General features: G+C 43.2%; 18 protein-coding genes. 11 read left to right on the top strand and 7 right to left on the bottom strand.

Going from position 1 to position 25040, the window contains the following annotated elements:
- Positions 1-66: 66 nt before the first annotated feature.
- From GPUN_RS02095 to GPUN_RS02080, 4 genes are all read left to right on the top strand, one after another.
- Positions 67-1956: a bifunctional acetyl-CoA hydrolase/transferase family protein/GNAT family N-acetyltransferase gene (locus GPUN_RS02095; protein ID WP_006002954.1), complete on the top strand. Its 1890-nt coding sequence runs from the start codon at positions 67-69 to the stop codon at positions 1954-1956.
- Positions 1953-2876 (top strand): histone deacetylase family protein, encoded by a 924-nt coding sequence (locus GPUN_RS02090; RefSeq protein WP_006002953.1) that lies wholly within the window; start codon positions 1953-1955, stop codon positions 2874-2876. The genes GPUN_RS02095 and GPUN_RS02090 overlap by 4 nt, the downstream gene beginning before the upstream one ends.
- A gap of 161 nt (positions 2877-3037) precedes the next feature.
- Complete coding sequence (locus GPUN_RS02085; RefSeq protein WP_040520020.1) at positions 3038-4090, top strand: aldo/keto reductase; 1053 nt, start codon at positions 3038-3040, stop codon at positions 4088-4090.
- A 186-nt stretch (positions 4091-4276) separates the two neighbouring features.
- On the top strand, positions 4277-5491 hold the full coding sequence (locus GPUN_RS02080) for a Na/Pi symporter (protein ID WP_006002951.1): 1215 nt from the start codon (positions 4277-4279) through the stop codon (positions 5489-5491).
- Here the strand turns inward: GPUN_RS02080 and GPUN_RS02075 are convergent.
- Positions 5488-7638, bottom strand: coding sequence for a TonB-dependent receptor family protein (locus GPUN_RS02075; protein WP_006002949.1), 2151 nt, complete (start codon positions 7636-7638; stop codon positions 5488-5490). The genes GPUN_RS02080 and GPUN_RS02075 overlap by 4 nt on opposite strands.
- A 292-nt stretch (positions 7639-7930) precedes the next feature.
- Here GPUN_RS02075 and GPUN_RS02070 point away from each other — a divergent pair, with 292 nt between their 5' ends.
- The 5 genes from GPUN_RS02070 to GPUN_RS02050 all read left to right on the top strand — a co-directional run bounded on the left by GPUN_RS02070 (position 7931) and on the right by GPUN_RS02050 (position 14219).
- The gene (locus tag GPUN_RS02070) at positions 7931-9100 is read left to right on the top strand and encodes a DcaP family trimeric outer membrane transporter (RefSeq protein ID WP_006002947.1); all 1170 of its coding nucleotides are present in this window, start codon (positions 7931-7933) and stop codon (positions 9098-9100) included.
- 340 nt (positions 9101-9440) lie between these two features.
- Entirely contained in the window at positions 9441-9659 is a 219-nt protein-coding gene (locus GPUN_RS02065) for a DUF485 domain-containing protein (RefSeq protein WP_006002945.1), read from the top strand.
- Complete coding sequence (locus GPUN_RS02060) at positions 9659-11275, top strand: sodium/solute symporter (protein WP_006002943.1); 1617 nt, start codon at positions 9659-9661, stop codon at positions 11273-11275. Before GPUN_RS02065 ends, GPUN_RS02060 begins: the two co-directional genes overlap by 1 nt.
- Before the next feature lie 224 nt (positions 11276-11499).
- Positions 11500-13443: an acetate--CoA ligase gene (acs, locus tag GPUN_RS02055; RefSeq protein WP_006002941.1), complete on the top strand. Its 1944-nt coding sequence runs from the start codon at positions 11500-11502 to the stop codon at positions 13441-13443.
- 125 nt (positions 13444-13568) lie between these two features.
- On the top strand, positions 13569-14219 hold the full coding sequence (locus tag GPUN_RS02050; protein WP_006002939.1) for a response regulator transcription factor: 651 nt from the start codon (positions 13569-13571) through the stop codon (positions 14217-14219).
- 5 nt (positions 14220-14224) lie between these two features.
- Here GPUN_RS02050 and GPUN_RS02045 read toward each other — a convergent pair whose 3' ends face one another.
- A complete protein-coding gene (locus tag GPUN_RS02045) occupies positions 14225-17671 on the bottom strand; it encodes a PAS domain-containing hybrid sensor histidine kinase/response regulator (protein WP_006002937.1) in 3447 nt (1148 codons plus the stop codon).
- A gap of 153 nt (positions 17672-17824) precedes the next feature.
- Here GPUN_RS02045 and GPUN_RS02040 point away from each other — a divergent pair, with 153 nt between their 5' ends.
- Positions 17825-19702 (top strand): DUF294 nucleotidyltransferase-like domain-containing protein, encoded by a 1878-nt coding sequence (locus tag GPUN_RS02040; RefSeq protein WP_006002936.1) that lies wholly within the window; start codon positions 17825-17827, stop codon positions 19700-19702.
- A gap of 2 nt (positions 19703-19704) precedes the next feature.
- A complete protein-coding gene (locus GPUN_RS02035) occupies positions 19705-20385 on the top strand; it encodes a 3'-5' exonuclease (RefSeq protein ID WP_006002934.1) in 681 nt (226 codons plus the stop codon).
- 71 nt (positions 20386-20456) lie between these two features.
- Here GPUN_RS02035 and GPUN_RS02030 read toward each other — a convergent pair whose 3' ends face one another.
- The 5 genes from GPUN_RS02030 to GPUN_RS02010 form a co-directional block, all read right to left on the bottom strand.
- Positions 20457-21296, bottom strand: coding sequence for a 2OG-Fe(II) oxygenase family protein (locus tag GPUN_RS02030; protein ID WP_006002932.1), 840 nt, complete (start codon positions 21294-21296; stop codon positions 20457-20459).
- An 82-nt stretch (positions 21297-21378) separates the two neighbouring features.
- Positions 21379-22602 carry a NupC/NupG family nucleoside CNT transporter gene (locus tag GPUN_RS02025; protein ID WP_006002930.1) on the bottom strand — a complete coding sequence of 408 codons (1224 nt, stop codon included), beginning with the start codon at positions 22600-22602 and terminating at the stop codon, positions 21379-21381.
- Positions 22595-23245 (bottom strand): uridine kinase, encoded by a 651-nt coding sequence (udk, locus tag GPUN_RS02020; RefSeq protein ID WP_006002929.1) that lies wholly within the window; start codon positions 23243-23245, stop codon positions 22595-22597. Before udk ends, GPUN_RS02025 begins: the two co-directional genes overlap by 8 nt.
- A gap of 103 nt (positions 23246-23348) precedes the next feature.
- The gene (locus GPUN_RS02015; protein WP_006002927.1) at positions 23349-23906 is read right to left on the bottom strand and encodes a hypothetical protein; all 558 of its coding nucleotides are present in this window, start codon (positions 23904-23906) and stop codon (positions 23349-23351) included.
- A gap of 104 nt (positions 23907-24010) precedes the next feature.
- Positions 24011-24919 (bottom strand): WYL domain-containing protein, encoded by a 909-nt coding sequence (locus GPUN_RS02010; RefSeq protein ID WP_006002925.1) that lies wholly within the window; start codon positions 24917-24919, stop codon positions 24011-24013.
- Positions 24920-25040: the final 121 nt, after the last annotated feature.

Raw genomic sequence — 25040 nt, 5'->3', positions numbered from 1 at the left:
TACCCCAATAGCCATAATACTGGCGTATAAATATTTAAAATTCATAAAATATAAAGGAGTGTTTGCATGCAAATGGTTAAATCACAGTTTAACAACGCGATTGAATGGCATACCGTGTTGAAATCGGGTAATCGCGTGTTTATTGGTTCAAATGCTGCTGTCCCTAACGCCTTAATCGATAGTTTAATTACCGATGGCAAAAAAATAGAAGATCTGGAATTAATCCACATTGCCACATTTGGAAAGAACAAATGGGCGCTGCCTGAGTACAAGAATAGATTTAAAGTGAACACCTTTTTTATTCATGGAGATGCGGTTCGCCAAGCTGTAGATGAAGGTCGAGCCGACTACACGCCTTGCTCTTTTTCCAGGATCTCGACCTTATTTAGCGATAGTACTCTGCCCCTAGACGTCGCCTTAATTATGGTATCGCCACCGGACTCACTAGGTTATTGTTCACTTGGGGTGTCGGTCGATATTGTGATGTCGGCAGCGCGTAATTCAAAGTATATTATTGCACAAATTAACCCTAAGATGCCGCGTACCGCAGGGCATTCGTTTTTACATATAAGTGAATTTTCAGCTTGTATTGAGCATGCCCAAGACATACCGGAAATGACGGTGGTTGAAGGCTCAAAAATCAGCGACCGGATTGCTCAATATGTAGCAATGTTGGTCAGCGATGGCGCTACCATTCAGCTCGGTGTAGGCAAAATTCCCGATGCTGTGACGCGCTATTTGCATACCCATAAAAATCTAGGCGTACATAGTGAAATGATAAGCGACGGCATAGCCGAACTTATGCAAAAAGGGGTCATTAACAATCGCGAAAAAACCTTTCACCCGGGTAAAACCGTCACTAGCTTTTGTGTGGGCAGCGACAAGCTTTATCGCTTTGTGCATAACAATCCTCATGTTGAATTTTATCCATCTTCCTATATTAATAAACCAGCGAATATTGCTAAAAATAAAGATATGGTGTCTATTAACAGCGCCATTGAAGTGGACTTAAGCGGGCAGGTAGTAGCCGACTCTATCGGCTATCAGTTTCACAGCGGTATTGGTGGGCAGGTCGACTTTGTAGAGGGCGCGTCTAAAAGCATAGGCGGTAAACCTATCATTGCATTGCCCTCCACGGCTAAAAACGGCACAATATCTAGAATTGTGGCAAACATTAGTGAAGGCGCAGGTGTGGTGACTTCTCGCGGTGATGTGCACTATGTGGTAACGGAATTTGGTGTGGCAAGCCTGCGTGGAAAAAGCGTCCGCGAGCGAGCTCTAGAGCTCATTCGGGTTGCGCATCCTAGTTTTCGTGAAGGCTTGTTACAGCAGATTAGACGCCATTTATGGGTGCCTGATTATCAAAAACATTTCCCAACTGACGTGCCAGAGTTTGGTGACATGCAGCTTCAGCCGATTATTATTGACGCTGAAAAATTCTACCTGCGTCCGCTTAACCCTTCCGATGAAAGACGCCTGCAAGAGTTCTTCTATTCACATACTAAAGAAACCTTAAGGTTGAGGTATAATTATATTCCTCAAAACATGACGCGCGAAAAGTCCTGCGATTTAGTCAGTGTGGATCAATCAAAAGATATTGCTCTAACCATTGTGCAGCAAGAAGGTTCTAGAACCCGAATTGAAGCCGTTGGGCGCTACTACTTATATCCCGAAAAATCGTGTGAAGTGGCTTTTGTGACACGAGAGACCAATCAGGGAAAAGGAATGGCGAAGCGCTTACTGCAAGAAATGATATACATTGCCAGCGCTCGGGGTTTGAAAAAAATGTTTGCCATGGTTAAAAGCGAAAACAAAGCAATGATTTTTGTATTTGAACACTTTGGTTTTAAACGCGTGTTTAATGCCGATCCCGGGGAAATCGAACTAGTACGCCATCTATACAGTCCAGCGATGGGTGATGAAATCCAGAACGCAGAAAAAGGAACTGTGCAATGACCGTCACTATTATTGGCAGTCCAAAATGTAATCTACACAACATGGGTAACGATCATCCTGAGCAATCTGCGCGCTTGCATCAGATTAACGATCAGCTTATTGCCTCGGGTCTTGAATATGTGGTTCATTTCGCGAATTCGCATAAAATAGATATCGCTACCTTGAAGCTGGCTCACGATAATGACTTTGTTGACCGCGTTATTAGCAGCGCACCCACGCAAGAAGGAGAGCGAGTGTTTATTGATGATGACACCTCGCTGATGTCAAAAAGTCTAGATGCGGTTTTACACAGCGCAGGCGCGGTAAAAGACGCTGTAGATTTAATTTTAGCGGGTAAAACGAGAAGCGCTTTTTGCTCGGTACGGCCGCCTGGACATCATGCAGGGTATTCTAATTCATCAGGGTTTTGCATATTTAACAACGTGGCAGTGGGTGCAAAATATGCGCTCGATGTAATGGGTCTTAAGCGTGTCGCGATTATCGACTTCGATGTGCACCATGGCGATGGTACTCAAAATATTGTGGAATCTGACGAACGAATTATGTTTTGTTCTTCTTTTCAGCATCCTTTTTATCCTTTTAGCGGCGACGGTCCTACGCGTGATACCATATTAAACGTGCCTATTGCAGCAGGCACCGGCGGTGAAGATTATCGCTTGCTAGTAGCACACTGGTTTGAGGCTTTAGATAAATTCAAACCCGAACTTATTTTCATATCAGCCGGTTTCGACGGTCATGCTGAAGATGAAATGGGCTACTTACGTTTAGTTGAAGGTGACTATGTCTGGTTAACAGAGCAAATAAAAATGGTAGCAGATAAGCACTGTAATGGTCATATTGTGTCAGTGTTAGAAGGCGGCTATGCCCTAAGCGCACTGGGCCGAAGTGTGGTTGCGCATCTTAAAGTTTTGGCAAAATAGTTTTTATAGAAGCGTGGCTTTGTGCCTACGCTTACTACACAGAAGAGCAAATGGCATTTAATGTAAAAAATACGTTCCTAAATCTAGGCAAGTACGTAACTAACCACCGATGAGTATTAGCATGCTCAACATTTTATTTTTCAAATATTAGTAGGAAAGCGATGCGATATTCACCACTAGGAAATTCAGGTTTATCAGTTTCAAGAGCATGTTTGGGAACGATGACCTGGGGGATTCAAAATACTCAAGCAGAAGCCGACAGCCAACTAGCATATTCTCTTGACGCGGGCGTCAATTTTATTGACACCGCCGAAATGTACCCAATACCTCCTACCCAAGCGACCCATGGTAAAACTGAACAGCACATTGGTCATTGGTTATCACGCAACAAGCAAAAACGTGAAGACCTCATTATTGCCACGAAAATTGTGGGCGCAGGCTTTAGCTATGTGCGAGACGGCAGCCCAATAGCAAGCAGCAGCATAGCCATTGCTATTGATGATTCACTGGCTCGCCTACAAAGTGATTACATAGATGTGTACCAACTGCATTGGCCTAATCGCAGTCATCCGCACTTTGCTAATCATTGGCCAAATAAACTCAAACCCTCAACAACCGATGTGGCTGAAGAAATTGAAGGTATGCGTGACATTTTAAGCGGTATCAAAAAAGCCATCGACAGTGGGAAAATTCGTCACTGGGCGCTTTCAGATGATACGCCTTGGGGTATTCTCACTTACTTGCGCTTGTGCGCAGAAATGAATATTCCCAAGCCTGTGTCTATTCAAAATGAATTTAGTTTATTACACGCTAAAGATTGGCCCTATTTGATCGAATCGTGCGTGTTTGAGAATATCGCGTACTTGCCATGGTCACCGCTAGCTAGTGGGATGCTGTCAGGCAAGTATGCAAACGGCGCGCGCCCTAAAGGCAGCCGCTGGACGATGCTGCAGCGCAATGGTTTATTTCGCGATAATTTACAAAGCCAGGGCGCTACAAAAGCATACTGTGACATTGCTATAAAATATAATATAACACCAAGCCAAATGGCGCTTGCATGGGTTGATCAAATTGACGGCGTGACCTCCACCATTATTGGCGCGACGACTATGCCTCAACTACGTGAAAACCTTGCGGCATTTGAGATTACACTGCCCGAAGAATGCTTAAAAGAGACTGCGCTTGTATTCAAGCAGTTTCCAGCGCCATTTTAACGCAATAACGGATATTAGGTGAAATAACGAGTCGAGCCGAGTCATACCTAAGCGACTCGCTTTGTATTTTTTATTTGCCTTTTTGCGTATAGTTAGCGAAATTATTCAAAGTTTAATAAAAGCTTCACAAAAGTGCTGTACAACCGTGAGGTGTTTATAGTGCCGTTAACTTATTGAGTTATATTTATGCCTTCATCGCCTAATAGTTCAAAGCAGAATCAAAGCAAAATTGCCAATGTAAAAGAGGTTATTTCGCATATTGAGCCTTCAAAGGTTTTGAACAACTTACAAAGCTGGCCGAAGTTTATTCGCTGGCTTTGCTTAATTGCGCTCATATTTGCGATGCTTACCGCGGTTGGTCTTATTGGTGGCGGCTTTAAGGTGGCCACTCAAGAGCATGCCAGCACCTTATTTGAATATGCCTCAAACCCAATACTGGGCTTGATTATTGGCATGGTGTGCACCGCGCTACTGCAGTCTTCAAGCACTGTTTCTTCTATAATTGTGGCTATGGTGGCGGGTGGACTGCCTATTACTATCGCTATTCCTATGATGATGGGCGCTAATATTGGTACCAGCATCACTAATACAATTGTTAGCCTAGGCCACATTGGCAACAAGCAAGAGTTTCAAAGAGCCTTTAACGCGGCGACTATTCACGATTTCTTCAATATTTTTGCGGTGCTTATCTTTTTACCCATTGAGATATTGTTTGGCTTACTCGAAAAAACTAGCGCATTTTTAGTCTCCTTTGTCACCTTTGGCTCGCCCACTGATATAGGCGGTTTTAATCCTATAAAATTAATTACCTCACCCATAATAGACACCGTTAAAGCACTCACCGAAAGTTTGTCACCCCTATGGGATGGCACCGCCCGCATCGCTATTGGCATGGTACTGATTATTTTATCCATTACATGGATGGGCAGAATAATGAAGTCACTTATGGTTGGCCGCGCGCGGCAGATGTTACAAAATAGCTTAGGCCGAGGCGCTATATCAGGCATAGCTTCGGGTACCTTGGTAACAGTATTAGTGCAGTCAAGCTCTACCACCACGTCACTAATGGTGCCGCTAGTAGGCAATGGGATTGTGACAGCGCGCTCTATTTACCCTTTTACACTTGGCGCTAACATTGGCACTTGTATCACTGCGGTAGTGGCTGCGCTGTCTATAACCGGCCCAAATGCCAACTTGGCATTGCAAATTGCCTTTGTGCATTTTGTGTACAATTCAATGGCGGTATTGCTAATATATGGCGTGAGTTTTTGGCGAGAATGGCCGCCTAACTTGTCGTATCAGCTTTCTTTGAGAGTAGCCGAGCAAAAGGCCTATGGTATCGCCTATATTGCGGGCGTGTTCTTCATAGTGCCATTGCTGGCTATATTCCTGTTAACTTAAAACGAATACTCTAAACCAATAGAAGCTGTTTGTGGTTTATTTGGGCGAGCACCGTGTGGTGAACGGGCAACGATGTTCTGCTCGTCAAACAAGTTTTGTATTTTAAGAAAAACAGTCATGTCATTATTTACGTCAAAGCGACTTATAAAATCAGTTACAAATAAGGACTCTGTTTTGTCAAATTCACTGTTGCCACGGTTGCAGCCTACAGATACACACATTTCATCCATATATTTTGCCACAACGTAATTTGCCCAACCTTCATTGTTATCAAGACCTAACCTAAGGCTAAACACGTTTTGCGGAATATCTCTTAGTTCATCGCCATCAAATAAGCCTGCTGTTGTATTATCATTGCTTATTTCGCCTTTGGTATAGGTATAGGCAAAGTCTACGGGAATTAAAAAGCTTTCATATGTAAAAGAGTTACTTACATGAAACTCAATGCCTGATACAAGCGATTCGCCTAGCACATATGAGCCTGAGTCTGCGCCATTGTCGCAGGGGTTGGCGATTGAGCAAATTTGGGTAGTGTCACTAAAATCACTGTAAAAGATAATTGCCTCGGCAAATAAGGCATTTGCGTTATAGCGTGCACCCACTTCGAAGTTATTGCTGGTTTCTGGCTCTTGGTTAGCTTTAGCGCCGCCGCCTAATGGAGAGAAGCCTTTGTGCATACCGCCAAGGACTTGCCATTCATTGTTTATGTCATAGGTAAATGACACTCCCGGTAGCAATTCATCCGTACTATTTGCACGAGTGCTGGCGATAGCTGTACGCTCAACATCTGCAAATTGATTGCGAAATGACTCAACGTCTTCGTAGCGTAACATTAGGTTAAGGTTTAATGCTTGCGTTACTTGCCAGCGATCAGTTATCCAAAAGCTGGTTGCATCGGCACCCTCAAGTCGATTATTGCTCCCTGTGGGTGCTTTTGTACCCGTAAAAAGGAGGCTGCCGTTTATTTGATCATAAATATCGACAGGCTGAAAGCGGTCCATGTCGTCGCTATGATCGCGAATACCAAATTCAATATCGTGTGCATCTAATGACCACCGAACGTTAAACTCGATCCCTTTTGATTCATATTTTCGATTATTGTTTTTGTAGTTTAGTCCCGTTTCATCAAGCTCACCGCGCAAAATTGCAAGTGCTTCAGCATCGCCGCTATTAGCGGCATTAACGTAATTGTTACCGCCGTCTAATTTAAACCAGTTGCGTGAAAACTCGTTGTAATAACCAAGCACGTTTATACTTATCTCATTGTTTATGTCGTAGTTGTAGTTCAAGGTGTAGCTGTTGTGTGAATTGTCCATACGGTCAATTTCTGATAGCCCATAGCGTCTGTTCTTATCTTGGAAAAAGTCAACATCCGCTAGGCCTAAATAGGTCTCATTACTTGTTTCTTCAGAATACTGTATTTTGGCCAAAAGACTGCTTTGATCGCCGGTCCACTCGAGTTTTGCTACATAGTCTTCAATATTGAAGCCAGCATCGCGCTGTGAGCGATCAATGTTTTTGAAGCCATCGCTGCTACGCTGAACCGTTTCTATTAGTGCACCAAACTGACCGTTTGTGCCACCAACAAAGGCATGAATATCTCGGCTACTGTTTTCACCAAACTGCGTTAACACTTCGCCGCCGAATTTTACCGGTACTGGCGTAGAAACAAGGTTTATAACCCCGCCTGTGGTTTGTGGCCCATAGCGCAGAAGAGGCGCGCCTTTTAATACCTCTATAGCTGAAATACGAAACGCGGTAGGGAAATAGTAAGCTGCGGGATTCGAGTAGGGCGCAGGTGCCATCATTACGCCATCTTCTAACAGGGTTACTTTACTAACACGACCTGCAGAAGCAGCGCGGATCCCAATATTTGGACGCAGACCTTCTCCATCCTCTTCTCTAATGTAAACACCAGGAATGGTTTTCATTAACTGATTAATGTCGGTAGAGGCTTCTACCGTTATTTGGGCTTGGTCGATATACGCGCTAGAACCAGCAATTTTTCTAGCTTGGGACTTGCTGCCTATAATCTTTATCTGTTCAATATTGCTTTCAAGGGCGAGTGTATCGTCAGCTATCGCTGATACTGACAACGGCGAGATTAATGCTGCAATAACTGCCTTGGCAAGTGTAGTTCGTTTCATTTTGATCCTTGTCGGTGGCGTAATACGTGGGAGAGTCATTTTTGTAAACGAGAATAGTACTCATTTGCATGTATATTTGCAAGTCAGAATATTAATTATTTTAAAATACAAGTAGAAAATAATGAAAGCTAAGCAAGGTTTTTTCGAACTAGCCGGTAATCTCATATTTTAAAAGTCGCAAGTACGACTTCAGTCTTACAGACCATTGGCGTATTTCAACTAGGCTGATTATCGTGAATACTCCGTGTTAATTAAATATGTACACAATGTTAACAAACTACGGGATCTTATAATGAAATTAACAAAATTATGTTCTGCCACTTTAATTGCGCTAGGTACTTTAGGCCTTTGTAGCACTGCAAGTGCAGCAAGCGCGACTTTGGGCGATACTAGCGTTAAGTTTAGCGGTTATATAAAAGCCGATGCTATATTCAGTAATTATTCAGACGGGTCGCTTGGTTCAGGCAACCTTGGCAGAGATTTTTATATACCTTCGCTTACACCAGTGGGCAAAGATAAGGAAAGCACACAGTTTGATGCGCATATCAGACAGAGTCGTTTTCGCTTCACCACTAACACGCCTACCGACGAAGGTGATTCTATAACAGGTGTTTTAGAATTTGACATGTTAGCAACGGGTGGTGGGGACGAGCGCGTTAGCAATTCTTATGTTCCACGGATAAGACACGCGTTTATTAAGTATAAAGGCTTTTTAGTAGGCCAAACATGGTCAACCTTTATGGACACCGGCGCGCTACCAGAGTCTGTCGATTTTATCGGTAGCACTGACGGCACAATATTCAATCGTCAAACACAGCTTAGGTATACTGCTGGAAGCTGGGATTTTGCAGTAGAAAACTCTGAAAGTACAATCACGCCCTTTGGCGGCGGTGGTCGTATTGTGGCCGATGACGGCGCCATTCCTGATTTTGTGGTCAGATATACTCATACCGCTGACTGGGGTTATGTGAAAGTAGCTGGTTTAGCGCGTCAGTTGGCCTATGACAATGGCGCTGACATTGACACTACACAAGCCTCTTATGGTCTTAGTGTCACCAGTAAAATAGGTGTTGGCGCGCAAAACGACATCCGTATTTCGGTTAACAGCGGCGCCGGTTTAGGCCGCTACTCGGCAATAAATGCAGCCAACGGCGGTGTATTAACCGCAAATGGAGAAATAGAAACCATTGATTCAAGTGCATTTGCTGTTGCTTATCGCCATGTTTGGAATGATGAATTCAGATCTAACATTATTTACTCAGCGTTTAGCGCCGACAACAACGTGGTGTTAACAGGAGAAAGTGTCACAGCTAAGACTCAAAGCATGCGCTTGAATTTATTCTATCAGCCAACAGCTAAAATAACCGTTGGCGCTGAGTACGCATTGGCTAAACGTGAGATAGAGTCAGGCGCTGACGGTGATATGAACCGCCTTCAGTTTTCAATGAAGTATGCATTTTAATAGCGAGTGTTCTGGTGAAGACGGGCCTTATGCTTACCTTATTAGAGCATAGCCATTATCATCAGACTTTAGTGGCAATGTGCGATTCTTTATTGTTATAAATGCTAGTTTCTTGTTATTTTTAGATAACACATTATTTACAAAATTAACGTTTAAGACACATTAAGATATGAAGCTGTGTTGCTAATAACTGAATGAATCAAAAAAATAATCTGCTGTAGTCGAATGGGCACACCGTTACAGCAGATTTTAAAAATATACATGTCCGGTTCCATTTATAAAAAAATATTGAGGAATAATATGTCAAATAAAACTTTTAAAAACCTACGGGGGCTTCATTATGGATAGGAAAACTAAGTTTGCAGCCATTGCGTTATCAATTTATACGGTTCTATATTTTGGTGTTGCGTTAATGACGTCTGCAGCATTTAAAGACATCGCGGCAATACCAATTGCAGGATTACCTTTAGCTATTTGGGGTGGTTTGCTGATCATTGTAACGGGCGTAATTATTACCCGTTTATACCTCAAAAAGATGAGTGAAGAGGATTCTAAATAATGGAAAATATAGTTGCGTTAAGCATTGTAATGTTAGGTATTGCGCTGTCACTTTTTATCAGTTTTTACCATCGTCGTTCTACCAGTTCAACTGCTAACTTTTATGTGGCGGGTGGCGGTATTTCACCTCGCGTAAACGGCTGGGCTATGCTGGGAGATTACGCAAGTGCTGCTAGTTTTTTAGGTGTGGCAGGTGCGGTTGCGCTTATGGGCGTAGACGGCTGGTGGCTTGCACTGGGTTTCTTTGCCGCTTGGATTGTTGTTTTGCTGCTTATCGCTAGCCCGCTCAAAAACGTGGGAAAGTATACGGTTGCCGACTTACTCAATGCCCGTTTTAAAGGTAAAGAGAAAGGTATTCGTACTATCGCCATGGTGTCTACTTTAGCGCTGTGTGTTATGTACTTAATTCCACAAATTGTAGGTGCTGGTCATTTGTTTGGTCTATTGTTGGGCTGGAGCTACTTACCAACGGTGATGGTTACTGGTACGCTAATGGGTGTATTTGTTATTTTAGGCGGTATGAAAGGTACGTCTTATAACCAAGCGATTCAAGGCGCGATCTTGTTCGGCGCGTTATTATTCTTGTTAGTGTTTGGTATTGTTTCAATATTTGCTGGTAACCCTGTTGGTGTTATTACAGCGGCCAATGAAATGGTGCCCCCTTTGTTAGCAGCGGCTAACCCTGAAGCAGTCGCGCTTACTGCCAGTATGGCAAATGCTGCTCCTGGTGAAGCAATAACGGCAGTACGCGAATTAATGCCCGCCGCCGCTAGCGCAGTAACGCCTGGTGTTGGCTTGAGAAGCCTTGCTGATAATGCAAGTTTGGTTATTGCGTTGTTCTTTGGTGTGCTAGGTTTACCACACATCCTAATCCGCTTTTACACGGTTTCAAGTGCAAAAGAAGCGCGTAAATCAGCTGAAATTACTATATGGGGTTTAGCGATTTTCTACGCGGCGGTTTTCTTTGTTGGCTTAATCGCTATGTACGGTCTTTATCCTCAGTTAGTTGCTTTACTTGCAGAAGGTAAGCGCGGCGTTGCTACCAACATGACCATGCCTATGTTAGGCGACATGATGGGCGGACAAGTGCTTTTGGGTGTTATTGCGGCAGGTGCTATGGCGGCGATGCTGTCTACTTCTGCTGGCCTGCTAATTTCAGCTACCACAAGTCTTTCACATGATTTGTATAAAGGTATTTTGAGGCCTGACAGTACTGACGAACAGCAGCTACGTTTTGCTAAAATAGGCGCTGGTTGTTTAGCCCTAATTGCTATTGGCATGTCTGTTTGGCTTAAAGACCAAAACGTAGCAATGCTTGTAGGTATGTGTTTTGGTATAGCCGCTAGTACCTTTGCACCAGCTTTAGTATTTGCCGTATGGTGGCGCAAGCTTACTAGTCAAGCAGTTATTATTGGTATGGCAACAGGTTTGGTTACGTCTTTATTATTTACATTCGCCCGCTTCTTCGGTGTCGATTCAATAATAGGCTTAGACGTACTTATTAACCCAGCGCTTTACTCTATGCCGCTTGCTGTTGTGGTCACTATAGTGGTAAGTTTAATGACCAACGACTGTGGTGAACTCGACGAGTTTATGGCTAAAGCACACGGTAAGTAATGTAAAACGATGTTCGTTTTGTCCTACCTAGTGTAGAAAAAAGGGTGCTTGTGCGCCCTTTTTTATTAGGTACTCGCTATCAACAATACAAGCGCCAATCGAAAAAAGTACGAGCCTTACATTGGTCTGACGTCTTAACAATTACTACCAAAGTACTATTTTTATATACACGAATTAGACTATTGTAAGCAAGGACTTATTACCCGATCAACGGAGACAAAACCATGAGTGTTAAACAATACCCAGTACCCGCTTCTTTAACCCAAGGCCCGCATTTCAGCGACGCCGATTATAAAGAAATGTATGCAGCTTCGGTGAGTGACCCTGATGCATTTTGGGCTACACATCTTGATGAGCTTGATTGGATTAAAACCCCCACAATCATTAAAAATACCAACTTCTCCTCCGACAGCTGCCAGATTAAATGGTTTGAAGATGGCCAGCTTAACGCAAGCTACAACTGTATAGACAGGCATTTAAAAGATAAGGCTAAAAAAGTGGCCATCTTTTGGGAAGGCGACTCACCAGACAGTTCAGAACAAATCACTTATCAACAGCTTCACTATGAAGTGTGTAAGCTTGCCAACGGTCTTAAAAAGTTAGGCGTTGAAAAAGGTGACAGTGTTGCGATTTATATGCCCATGACGCCTCACGCTGCTTACGCCATGCTAGCATGTGCCAGAATAGGCGCAGTTCATTCTGTTATCTTTGGTGGTTTTTCGCCAAATGCAATCGCTGACAGAATTAATAACAGCCAAGCTAAAGTAGTCATAACCGCCGATGAAGGGCGCAGAGCAGGGCGCTGCGTTGTGCTGAAATCAAACGTAGACGAAGCCATTGCAAATGGCGCTTGCCCCTCGATAAGCGCAGTGTTAACGCTTCAGCTTACCGGTGGCGACGTCTCTTTTAATAATAACATTGACGTTTGGTGGCATGAATTAGTGGATGACTGTAGCGCGCAGTGCGAGCCAGAAGTCATGAACGCTGAAGACCCGCTATTTATTTTATATACATCGGGTTCTACAGGTCAACCTAAAGGTGTTTTGCACACCACAGGCGGTTACTTGTTATACACATCACTAACGTTTCGCTATGCTTTTGATTATAAGCCCAACGACATTTATTGGTGTACTGCCGACGTAGGCTGGATCACAGGTCATAGTTATATGGCGTATGGTCCTTTGGCAAATGGCGCTTCGCAGGTATTCTTTGAAGGCGTACCCACGTATCCAGACGTACGTCGCATTGCCCAAATCGTTGAAAAATATAAAGTGAACAGCCTTTACACAGCGCCAACCGCAATTCGGGCACTGATGGCCCATGGTGAAAAGCCAGTAGAAGGCTGTGATTTATCGTCGCTGCGTATTCTTGGTTCGGTAGGCGAGCCTATTAATCCAGAAGCGTGGGAATGGTACTACAAGCTTATTGGTGAAGAGCGCTGCCCAATAGTAGATTCGTGGTGGCAAACTGAAACTGGGGGCATGATGATTTTCCCAATGCCAACATCAACAATGTTAAAGCCTGGTTCAGCAACACGCCCATTCTTTGGTGTACAGCCAGCGCTAGTTGACCCCGAAGGTAATGAAATCCAAGGTATTGGAGAGGGTAATTTAATCATAAAAGACAGCTGGCCAAGTCAAGCCAGAACGGTTTATGGCGATCACAAACGCTTTATTGAAACCTACTTTAGCGCATACCCGAACGTATACTTTACGGGCGATGGCGCGCGCAGAGACGAAGACGGTTATTATTGGATAACAGGGCGTGTGGATGATGTACTGAATGTGTCGGGTCATCGCCTAGGTACCGCTGAAATTGAAAGCGCATTGGTGTCGCATAAGAATATCGCAGAAGCGGCGGTAGTCGGTTTCCCGCATGATATTAAGGGCCAAGGCATATACGTGTATATATCCCCAATTGAAGGCACCGTAATTACCGACGAATTAACCGCTGATGTGAAAAAGTGGGTCAGAAAAGAACTGTCGCCTATTGCAACGCCTGACTTAATTCAATGGACAACAGGCCTACCGAAAACGCGTTCAGGTAAAATTATGCGGCGTATTTTACGAAAAATTGCAGCAAATGAGCATGATCAACTAGGCGATACATCTACCCTAGCTGATCCTAGCGTCGTTGATTCCTTGATAGACAAACGACTTAACCGATAATTAGTCACAAAGGCCGTGAAGTGAGGTGAACGCACGTTTACCTCACTATTTTATTCATTCAGTCGTTGCGATTGGTTAATAAATTGTTAAACTACTTGAAGTAGATTAACAAACACGGAAGCCTTATGATCACCCTCCTAATTGCAGACGATCACCCGTTATACAGAGACGCCTTAAAAGGCGCTTTAAATCTGTCCTTTACCGACCTTAACATTTTAGAAACTAACGATGTAAACAGCACCGTATCTACATTGCAAGAAAATGAGGTAGACCTGCTTTTATTAGATTTACATATGCCAGGCAGCAGCGATTTATTTGGATTTTTACATATTCAAAAGCAATTTTCAGATTTGCCTATAGCGGTTATATCGGGCACTGAAGATGCCAGCCTCATCTCTAAAATTATAGCCTTAGGCGCAATTGGTTTTATCCCTAAAACGGCTAGCGCTAGCAGCATAAATGAGGCAATAAGCACAATGCTTGAAGGTGATGTATGGCTGCCAGAGTCTGTGCGCCTGAAAATAAAAGACGTAGACAAAAACTTCAGTAAACTTGCTGAAGATGTAGCCAGTCTCACGCCGTCGCAATACAAAGTGCTGTGTTACATGAAAGACGGGCTGCTCAATAAGCAAATTGGCTACAACTTAGGTATTGCTGAGGCGACTGTAAAAGCCCACGTCACCGTCATTTTCCGTAAGCTAGGTATAAACAATCGCACTCAAGGGGTATTAATTGCAACAGGGCTGCAGTTAGAGCCGCCCGTAAACGAGTATTAAAAATGTCACTCCTGGGTAACATCCACGTTTTGTATAAATTTCGCCATGCTTTGAATAAGCGCTCGTAGTTTTGCGGGTTTCAGTGGCTTCGATAAGTAGTTTACTCCCTGATCGCTGCAAAGCTTGAGCAAGTCATCACTCTTTTGCGCAGTCACTAAACATGCAGGCATAATCATATTAAGCTGCGTACGCAACAAATCTATTATTTCTAAGCCATCAGCGCCTTTGCCTAACTGATAATCTACCAGCAAAATATGCGGCTTAAGGGTATTTGCGACCTCAATAGATTCTTTGTAAGACTGCGCAAGGCCTACTTCAATCCCCCATTTCTCCAGAACTGTTTTCATGGCATCAAGGTTTTCTTGCTGATCGTCAATACACAGTATTCTTAGCTTGCTAAAAATAGAATTAATCGGGCTTGGCATTACCTTTCGTTCTTCAGGGGGCGCAACACTGGCAAACTCAATACTAAAGCACGAACCTACTTTCACTTTAGAGTCTACGCGAATACTGCATTTAAGCTGTTGGCTTAATCTTTTTACTACGCTCAAGCCCAGGCCCATCCCCTGCTCTTGCGTATTTTCTACTCTGTAAAAATCGCCAAAAATAGCCGCTTGCTGAAGTTTTGATATGCCGATGCCGGTGTCACGCACTTGAATAAGGACTTTGCTTCCCCGTTTTCTTACGGTCAGTAATACTTTGCCTTTTTGAGTGTACTTCACTGCATTTGAGACAAGGTTTTGAATAATTCGGTAAAGAGAGGTTTTGTCAGCGCTCACCCAGCATTCAACCGCTTTATACCTGAGCTCTAATCCTTTTTCTTTTGCTTTCATACTCATTTCGTTAATAATAGGCGTAATGGTTGCCGCAATATCGACGGTTTCTATAAAGGGTTTTAACTGCCCCTGATCAAACCGTGATATGTCCAGTATGGTACTTATAATGGTCTCACTTGATACGACAGAGTCATTGAGCTTTGCTAAGATATCACCTGTATCATTGTCAAATTTGTTTTCTTGTAGCGCAGCCAAATATAACTTTGCTGCATTTAAGGGCTGTAAAACGTCATGACTGGCTAAGGCTAGAAAGCGGGTTTTACTTTCGTTAGCATCTTCGGCTTCTTTTTTTGCGCGAATTAAGCTTTTTTCTAAATGATTACGTCTTTCTATTTCTAAGCGTAGTTCAGCATTAATAGAATGCACTTCTTCGGTTCTTTTTTCCACGCGTGCGGCCAAATTGACATTTGATTTTTTTAAGGCCTCTTGCGTTTCAATGTATCCCGTTATGTCATGATAGCTAATAACGAAGCCGCCGCCCGGCAGCGGATTACCCACCATCTCAATGACATGACCGTTGTCTTGAGTACGCCTAAATTTATGCGGTGCGGCATCTCGCAATAAGCGCATTCGGCTGTCAATCTGTGCTTCAATATCGCTTGAATCGAAGTTCGCTCGAAGTCTGTTGTGACGCACTAGTAGCTCAATTGGAGTGCCAATGTTCATAAGATGATCTGGATAATTAAATAAATTAGTATAGCGTTTATTCCACGCAATTAACTTAAGGTTTTTGTCTATGACACTTATGCCTTGATCAATATTTTCAAGAGACGCAAGCAGGGCACTCATATTAAATTGCATGGCTTGAGCGGTGTCATCAAAAAAATTGACGACGTCTGTAATATCGAGTGATTTGCCGCGCACTAAGCTTTCTATTAATGCCCTAGCGCTAGAAGAGCCTACCGCGCCGCCAAGTGCACGTTCGCAAAACGCAAGCAGTGCTTCATCTACTTTGTTGTGTAAGCCTGATTTATTTAATGACTGTCGCTCATATGCTTCAAATAACTGCTCACATCGTCTTTTGCCTGTAAATCGGGCAATTAAGGTTTTTAAGTCAGCGACACTGACTTCAACTATTTTATTTTCGCTATATTGATTGCCTAAACTAGAGGGCTCAACGAATAGTTTGGCTTGAATGCGATCATTAAGGCTTGGTTTTGCAAAAAGAGAAAAACCAATAAAAAATATAATATTGGTTAACAAGCTATACAGGGCACCTTGGCTCAATAAGTGGGTTTGATAACCAGAAAGATAGTCAGATCCATTCGGAGTCAACAAGGGAATAAAAAGAAACATAAGCCATACTAAGAATCCTGCAATTAGTCCCGCATATACACCATGGGCATGTGCCCGGTGCCAGTATAAGCCGCCTACAATAGCCGGCAATAGCTGAATGACCAGTGAAAAAGCAAGTAAGCCTATAGAGGCAAGCGATGCTTGGTTTGCCATATACTGTTGATAGACAAATGCAAGGCATAAAATACCAAAAATAATAAAGCGCCTTATACTTTTGATTCTCTTCACGCGGTTCACGCCAGCATAGGTCTCCTTGTCCATCAATTTAGGTAGCACCAAATCGTTGGTTATCATAGTGCTAAGGGTAAGTGTGGCGACTATAATCATCGCGGTCGCAGCTGACAAACCGCCTAAAAATACAATTACTTGTAATAAGATAGAATCTGACACCATTGCAATTCCCATTACGTAATTGTCGCCGCCTAAGCCTTGCTCAGCAAAAATTGCTTTACCTGCTGCGGCAATTACCGGAATGGTCAAGGCTATTAAGACTAAATAAGCAGGAAAAAACCATCGGGCTGTGCGCAAATGGCTTATTTTTAAATTATCGATAACCGCTACGTGAAACTGCCGAGGCAAACAAATAACCGCCGCGGCCGCCATCAATGTTTGCATCCAAAAGTCGAATGATGCGAACGCACGCAGGGCATTTGGCTGCGTATATTCGTGCAATAGCGTTTCGCCAGACGTGCTTTCCCAATAGCTGTAGCCAACGATGGCAATCAACACAAGCGCGAACAATTTGAAGCATGATTCAAAGGATATGGCTAATATTAGTCCTCTTCTATACTGTGTTACGTCGGTGTTGCGTGTGCCAAAATACATGGCAAAAACAGCAATGAAAGAAGTCGATAAAATAATCATCAAGGCGGTGTCTTCTTGCTTTGTGATTAACCTAAAGGTAGAGCCTATTGCCTGAAGTTGCAGCGCGATGTAAGGAATAGCGGCTAACAGTGCAATAATCGTGACCAGCAATGCAATCACCTGACGTTTGCCGTAGCGAGAGCTTATAAAGTCGGCAATAGTACTTATATGCTGTTTTTTACTCACGTGCGTAAGCTTGTAAATGAAGCGATAGAAGACCAAATATACAATAGCAGGACCCAGTAAAATGGGCAGGTACATCCATTGCTGCTTACTTGATTGGCCAACTGCCCCAAAAAAAGTCCACGCGGTGCAATAAATACCTAATGCAAGGCAGTAAACTAGAGGGTGAGAGGTTAACCAGCGCGCCGCGGGTGAGTTTGTATCGCCCCATTTTGCGACCCAAAATAGCAGCATTAAATACGCTATAGCCAAGGCTAGCCAAGCAAAAGACATGTAAACTTCCTAACAAATAAGTAACAACTTGTACTCTATCATAAACCGTTTTGATACCAAGGTGGTACGACTAAGGTATTATTTTACAAGCTTGGTAAAGCTTTGCTGTTAACATTGCGCATACACTTAAGTGACGCTTAACAAGGAGGGACTATGAGTAAGACAACAGATCATCCGCCCAACACAAACCACAGTTCGCAGCAAACCTTAAGTTTTTTACAACAGCAAAGCCCCTTCGATAAGCTTGATATTAGTACTTTACGTGACATAGCCAGCACGAGTCATCTAATTTACTTAACCACCCAAAACAAAGAGTCTTTATTAGGGAAGCATCGTGGCGCTTTATTTTTGATTCAAAGCGGGCAATTTTCGATTAAGGTCGCCTCTTCACCTATTAGGCACTTAAGTGACGGCGATTATTTTGGCTTTTCCAATTTAATCGACAATATTGACTATGGTCTCAGCGTTGAAGTGGACAGCCCCGGAATAGTTCAGTGTGTCAGCGCGGCTAACTTTAGCAAAGGGCTTAAAACGCGGGCCTTTAAAGGGTTCTTCAACGCTCTTAATGCCGACGCTTTGCAGAATCAAGCGGTCAGTGATTCTAATTCCATGTGGTTGCATAAGCGTTTAGATGAGGTGGTTGATAATATACCGCTTTGTGTATTGCCTACTGATACCGTAAAGCATGCGGCGGTTCAAATGAACGAACGCAGAGTGTCGTCGGTGTTAGTCATGAGCAACGAAGTGCACCGCGAAAAAGTGCTGGTGGGCATATTGACCGATCGCGACCTGAGAAGCAGAGTCGTTGCCTCAGGTATTTCCTTGTCTACGCCGGTGAGTGAGGTAATGACTAAACAGCCCGTGTTTTTAACTAGAAATGAGACTATATTTGATGCGATATGCATCATGAATGAACAAAGTATTCATCATTTACCTGTTTTAGATGCACACACAAAGCAGCCGTACTCCATAATTACAAACACCGATATTTCCAAACAGCAAAGGGCCAGCGTGTTGTTTGTTATTCGTGATTTAACCAAAGCTAACAATAAAGAGGCCTTAGTAAAGATAGCCCTGCAAGTACCCCAGTACATTGCTAAGTCGGCAACTAAAGCGGGCGACTATGACATTGCTGGGAAGATACTTGCACAAGCCACCGATATTATTACCCGCAAACTCATTAGCTTTTTTGAACAAGAAATTGGTTACGCTACAATGCCATTTACATGGTTAGTATTTGGGTCACAGGCCAGAGAGGATCAAACAATGGGCTCTGATCAAGACAATGCCTTATTATTGGAAGGTGAGCCTAGCGAGGCGCAAGCCCTGTATTTCTCTCGTTTAGCAGATTATGTATGTAACGCGCTTGGTGAATGCGGTATTAAACTTTGCGACGGTAATATAATGGCCAGCAATCCTGCACTTCGCGTTTCACTGAAAGCGGCTAAGCTTGAATCAAAAAACTGGGTGGATAATCCAACCAACGAGGCAATATTAGACTTCAATATTTATTTGGATGCGCGAGCAGTTGCAGGTGATATGGACTTGTTTACTGAGTTGCAAAAATATCGCCAAGATTTATTTAAAGAGTCATCATTCTTGGCTGCTTTAGCGCGAAATGCGCATGAGGCAAGCGTGCCGCTATCAATGTTTCAAAAGTTCATCTATGCAAAAGACTATGAGCATAAAGACGCCATTGATATCAAAAAATCGGCCGTTCTAATTATTAATAACGTGGTGAGACTTTACGCTTTAGCGAGCGGGCTTTCTTTGCCTGGCACGGTGGCTAGACTACATAATTTACCGCACAACTCCGACTTAACGCTTAAAGACAGAAACAACCTTCGCGATATATGGTTGTTTATGAATCGTTTAAGGTGGCGTCATCAGCTCACCAACAAGGTCGATAACAATTTTGTGCGGGTAAGTGATTTGTCTTCTATTGAAAGGCATCAGCTTAAAGCGGCCTTGCAGGCCATTTATAAAACGCAGCAGGCGGTTGTATTTAAGTTTTCAGGCGGAGCTAGCTAAATATGATTGACAAAATAGTGCGGGTCTTTACTACTATACTGCGAAGGCCGCCGCCTAGTGCAGAGCGTTTTAAAAATATGTTCTGTAGCGAGCTGCCTATGTTAGCGCTAGATTTAGAACTTACCGACTTAAATACAAAGCTGGCTAAAGTAACGTCTATTGGCTGGGTGCAAGGTATAGGCTTTGATGTAGACTTGTCGAGCGCTTATTATCAGGTGGTGCGAGCCAGCGGCGATTTGAAGCAAAGCCCAGTAATACACGGCCTAGTGGCCGATGAAATTGCGAAAGGCCAGCATGTTAAGGCGCAAATAGCGCAGCTACAGCAATATGCACAAAGCCATGTTTGGGTGTTTCATAACGCCGCGCTTGATGTCGCTGTGCTGAGTAAGCTGTGGAAACTGCTTGAGCTTGAACCCGTTACCATTACTACCATCGACACCATGTTGCTAGAAGTGTATGTGGTAGAGAAAAAACATGGTTTTGTGCCTAATGGCGAGGTGACGCTAGGGCAATCAAGAGGCCGTTATGAGCTAGCTTCTACACCCGCGCATAATTCACTAGACGATGCTCTAGCCACCTTAACTTTATTATTTGCGCAGCTCTACTCGCTTAATAAAGCCAGTAAAATAACCCTGCAAGGACTAGGCCATACAGGGGCAGTGAGAGCTTATACGCTAGGGTAGAGTGCTATTTGAGTCTGAAAATAGCGCAGTGAACAGCAAAAGCTTTGCGCTATTATGGACAAATTGGGGGTTTAAACAACACCCAACTCTCGCAGTCGTTCCTTCAAATAAGCATCGGCGGTGTAGTTGTCTGATAATACAACGTCAGGCCTAGGATGCAAAAACAAGGGTAGCGAAATCCGCGCTTTTGTGGCGTCAGCACCTTTGGGGTTGACGACACGATGAGTTGTTGATGGAAAATAATGACCAGAAGCCTCTTGCAGCATGTCGCCAATATTCACAATTAAATTACCAAAATCACTGGGCACTTCTAGCCACGTACCATCTTTGGCTTTAACTTGAAGGCCTGGCTCATTTGCTGCGGGTAAAATAGTAATTAAATTAATATCTTCATGCGCCGCCGCACGGATAGCATCAGGCTCTTCATCGCCTGCCAAAGGTGGATAGTGAAGTATTCTCAATAAAGTTTGGCCGCTATTGATGATCATATTAGACAAGGGCTCACGAAAGTTTTTGCTGACACTTTCAGGAGATTCTTGCTCTATCCAGTTTAATAAATGCTCGGCTAGACTTAAGGTATCTTGATAGTATTTATCAATTTCAGACTTAAGCTCTGCTGGACATTGTCCCCATGGATAGTAGTGATAATACTCCTTAATGTCTTTCCTCTTAAAGCCTTTGGCAATTTCAGACACCGACTGCGGGAAAAAACCGTCTTGTGTACCTTTATTGTAGGTAAAGTCCGCCTTGTGTTGCGAATTAAAAAACGCCTGCCAGTGAGTGTAAATATTGCTGACTTGCTGCTTGGATATTGGGTGATTTTTCAGCACCCCAAAACCTGTTTGTCTTAAGGACTCAACAAAGTCTTCTGCGGCAGTAGGGGATTGATAATCAACAGCCTTTAATTCCATAAATCTCTCTTTTTATACTCTTTTAATAAATGCTCTTGTCATGTCATAAAGCGCGCATACTACAACAACGCGTGCTTTATAGTCAGGCTAGTGACAAGAATATGCCGGCTAGCGCAGCACTCATTAGGTTGGCTAAAGTAGCCGCCAACACTGCTTTTAAGCCAAGACGGGCTATTTCGGGCCTGCGTTTTGGTGCCATTGCCCCAATACCGCCCATTAAAATGGCAATAGAAGACAAATTGGCAAAACCGCATAGTGCGAAGGTAATAATGGCCTGCGACGATATAGACAATTCGTCTTTATACTTCACAAAATCAAGATAGGCGACAAATTCATTTACCACTACTTTTTGGCCAATAAAGCTACCAGCTAAATTGGCTTCTGCCCATGGAATGCCAATTAGCCATGCAACCGGCTGAAATAAATAGCCTAAGATAGCTTGTAAGGTAAGATCTTGTGCCCCAAATAATCCGCCAAAATAACCAATGATGCCGTTAAACATAGCGATTAATGCGATAAAGGCTAGCAGCATAGCGCCCACGTTAACCGCTAGTTTAAGACCTGAAGCTGCGCCACTTGCCGCGGCGTCAAATATGTTAGCGTAGGTTTCAGCATCGGTTTTTAAATCGCTCAAGGTTTGATTTGGTTCGGCTACTTCAGGCTCTAAAATCTTGGCCATCATTAAACCCGCAGGCGCGGCCATGAAGCTTGCCGCGATAAGATACTTAAGGTCTATTCCTAAACTAGCATAGCCAGCCATAATTGAGCCAGCCACTGAGGCTAATCCACCCACCATTAGTGCAAACAACTCAGATCGAGTCATGGTGGGAATAAATGGTTTTACAATAAGGGGCGCCTCGGTTTGTCCTACGAAAATATTCGCTGCAGCAGACATAGATTCAGGGCTACTTGTGCCTAATAGCTTTTTCAACCCGCCCCCAATTATTTTAATAATGATACTCATAATGCCAAGATGGTAGAGCACCGATATTAAAGCAGAGAAAAATATAATGACTGGGAGTACCTGAAAGGCGAATATAAAGCCTATGTTCTCAGCCCGTGACAAGTCACTCAAGGGACCAAATAGAAAGCTAGTGCCTGCTTTTCCATAGTCAATGATGTTTTGTACAAAGGTGGTGATGCCATTTAACACTTCAACGCCTACGCTTGTATACAGAACAAAGCCGCCAATTAGGGCCTGCAGGGCAAATGCACCGCCCACTGTACGCCAATTTATGCGCGTTCTTGCACTACTTAAGGCAAAACCAACGGCAAATATAAAAATTATTCCAAGGAAGCTAATCATCAAGCGTATTTCCATTTCGTTGTTTGAATAAATATGCGCTTAACACATCCACTGCTAAGAAGTTCTCGCCGCCGTGAGGCACAATTAAGTCAGCAAAGTTTTTGCTGGGACGAATAAACTTATGATACATCGGCTTTACGGTCTGCTCGTACTGGGTGGCAACCGAGGTTAGCGAACGACCACGCTCTTGTGTGTCGCGCAGCATTCTGCGCATTAAACACACGTCTAAGGGAGTATCAACAAATACTTTAAAATCGAAATGGTCGAAAAGCTGTATCTGCGTGAGCAGCATGATACCTTCAATAATAATAATAGGAGAGGGCTCTACTTTTTGCGCCTTTTTAAGGCGAGTGTGGGTTTTGTAGCAATAGCTAGGGTAGTCGATACTTTTGCTGTTGCTTAAATCTTGAAGGTGTTGGGATAATAAATCATGTTCAAAGGCATCAGGATGGTCATAGTTGGTGGTGATGCGTTGCTCCATCGGAACATGGTCTTGGGTTTTATAATAGTGGTCTTCTTGCAGCACGAGCACGGGCTGGCCGTGCTTTTCTAGCGTGAGCTGTAGGTTTTGTGTGAAAAGAGACTTACCCGAGCCTGAAGCGCCAGAAATAGCCAAAATAATAGGTTTTTTCGTGCTTTGCATAATGTGAACTAGATCCATTACTTTATTGTTTTTGTGTGCACATATAGTAGGGGAATTTGAGTAATTTACAAAGTAAAAAACACTTATCGCTTTACACGATGCACTATTCTACTAAGCCTCGGGCTAATACTCTATTTGAAAGTAAGGCGAGTAATTCAATTTCTTCTTCGCTTCGTTTACCGTCTATTTCGGTAATATCCATAGCATATTCAAGTGCTTGAGCCGGATTGTAATTAAGTCCTGTGCCTAATTTAAACAAATATTCACGGGCTTTGAGCTGATCAATCGCGACCCTTGCTTGGTGAATAGCACCGTTTATGAACGCTGAAATTGAAACCCCGCTATGCCAGTTCAGGGTAGCAATAATTTCGTCGAACAAATCTTGTTCAGTTAAAGTGACTTTCCCATCGATTTGATACAGTAAAACAAGCAGATTAATTACTGCTTCATTGAAACCTTGCTCAGCGGTAATTGTATTTTTATCTGAAACATCTTCCTGCGTGTTTTCATAAATTTTATGAGGCTCATTTGTGCCATTGATAAAATCTGCATCTGTAGTGGACAAATCTTTTGGATATTCGTTAGGTGGGATTTTAGAATGTGTAATTGAAAATGTGTCCAAAGGACTATTAGTAGAACTATCAGAACCATTGTTTCGCATATTTGCCTCGACGTGATTGTAAGCAATCGTTGCTTTGCTTGTAAAGTTTATAGGTCGTTATCACTAAAATCTATTCTTTTTGGACCTTAGCAAGGGCAGGTAGTTCACTTTTTAGCGGTGAACCCAGGCGCCAATTGAGGATTATCAATACTATCAAGGACCTCGTGATTTTTTAAGGCTAATTGACAGCCTTGATTGAGTATTCGGTGCTTAAAAGAGCAATCCACCTGCCAGTGTCTTAAGACATAGGCCGCTAATGCGGCGCGCACTTGCATTATTTTTTCGCCATTTTGCATTGCGTAATCCATTTCAATAGCCTGCGGTTGCGTAATGCCAGGATGCACCATTAACACCAGTGTTACTGGCTTATTAAATTGTTCGTCGCACTTGGCGCGTTGGTTTACAGTGGCCTGATTTGGGGTAGTATTCACTTGTGTAAAGCGTGTACAGACGAAGTCGCGAAAGGCGCTAGATTTTTCGTCAAATGCGCGAACATGCCACCGGTGGCCATTATTTATAATGGCATGCGGTACAATAACGCGTGAACTTTCACCAGAACTAATAGATACATACCTGACTTGGCAGGCCTCCTGACGATGAATTGAGCGCATTAGCGCGGCAATAATATGTATGTTTGGATGAATTAACTGAATCGCCTCAAAACACTGCGCTGAAGGCTGAATAGCAGCGGTAATGCCGTCACTAAAACCTTTGCTCACCGACTGCAAAATAGCCTCTGTAGAAAATTGAAAAATAGGCTCAAAGTGATAAGTGCGCCAGTATTGCTTGGTTGAATGGTCGAGTGTTAAATTTGCCTGTGCAATTTCGCGGTAGGCGGCAAAATCGCGTGTGCTGGCGGCCAAGCCGGTTTTAAAACGATTAATTAAGTCGCTGCGCGATATTTTACCAAAAAACTGTAGATTGAAGTCGATGAAAGCTAAGCGCTCGCGTTGGGCTAGCGACAAGCTCTCTACAAACTCTTTTTGGTGCTGATAAGCAGCGCTAAGATGCATATGGTTATAACTCGCTATTGGTGTAAACTGATACTAATCAGTCAAACCACTGTATTTATATACACCAGTATAGAGTGAAACATCTGAGCTTGCAATCAAATTGATTAGGCGATGCGTGACG

The organism is Glaciecola punicea ACAM 611, from assembly GCF_000252165.1.
Lineage (GTDB): Bacteria > Pseudomonadota > Gammaproteobacteria > Enterobacterales > Alteromonadaceae > Glaciecola > Glaciecola punicea.
Note: the sequence above shows the minus strand (reverse complement) of the source record. Positions and strands in the feature narration are given on the sequence as shown.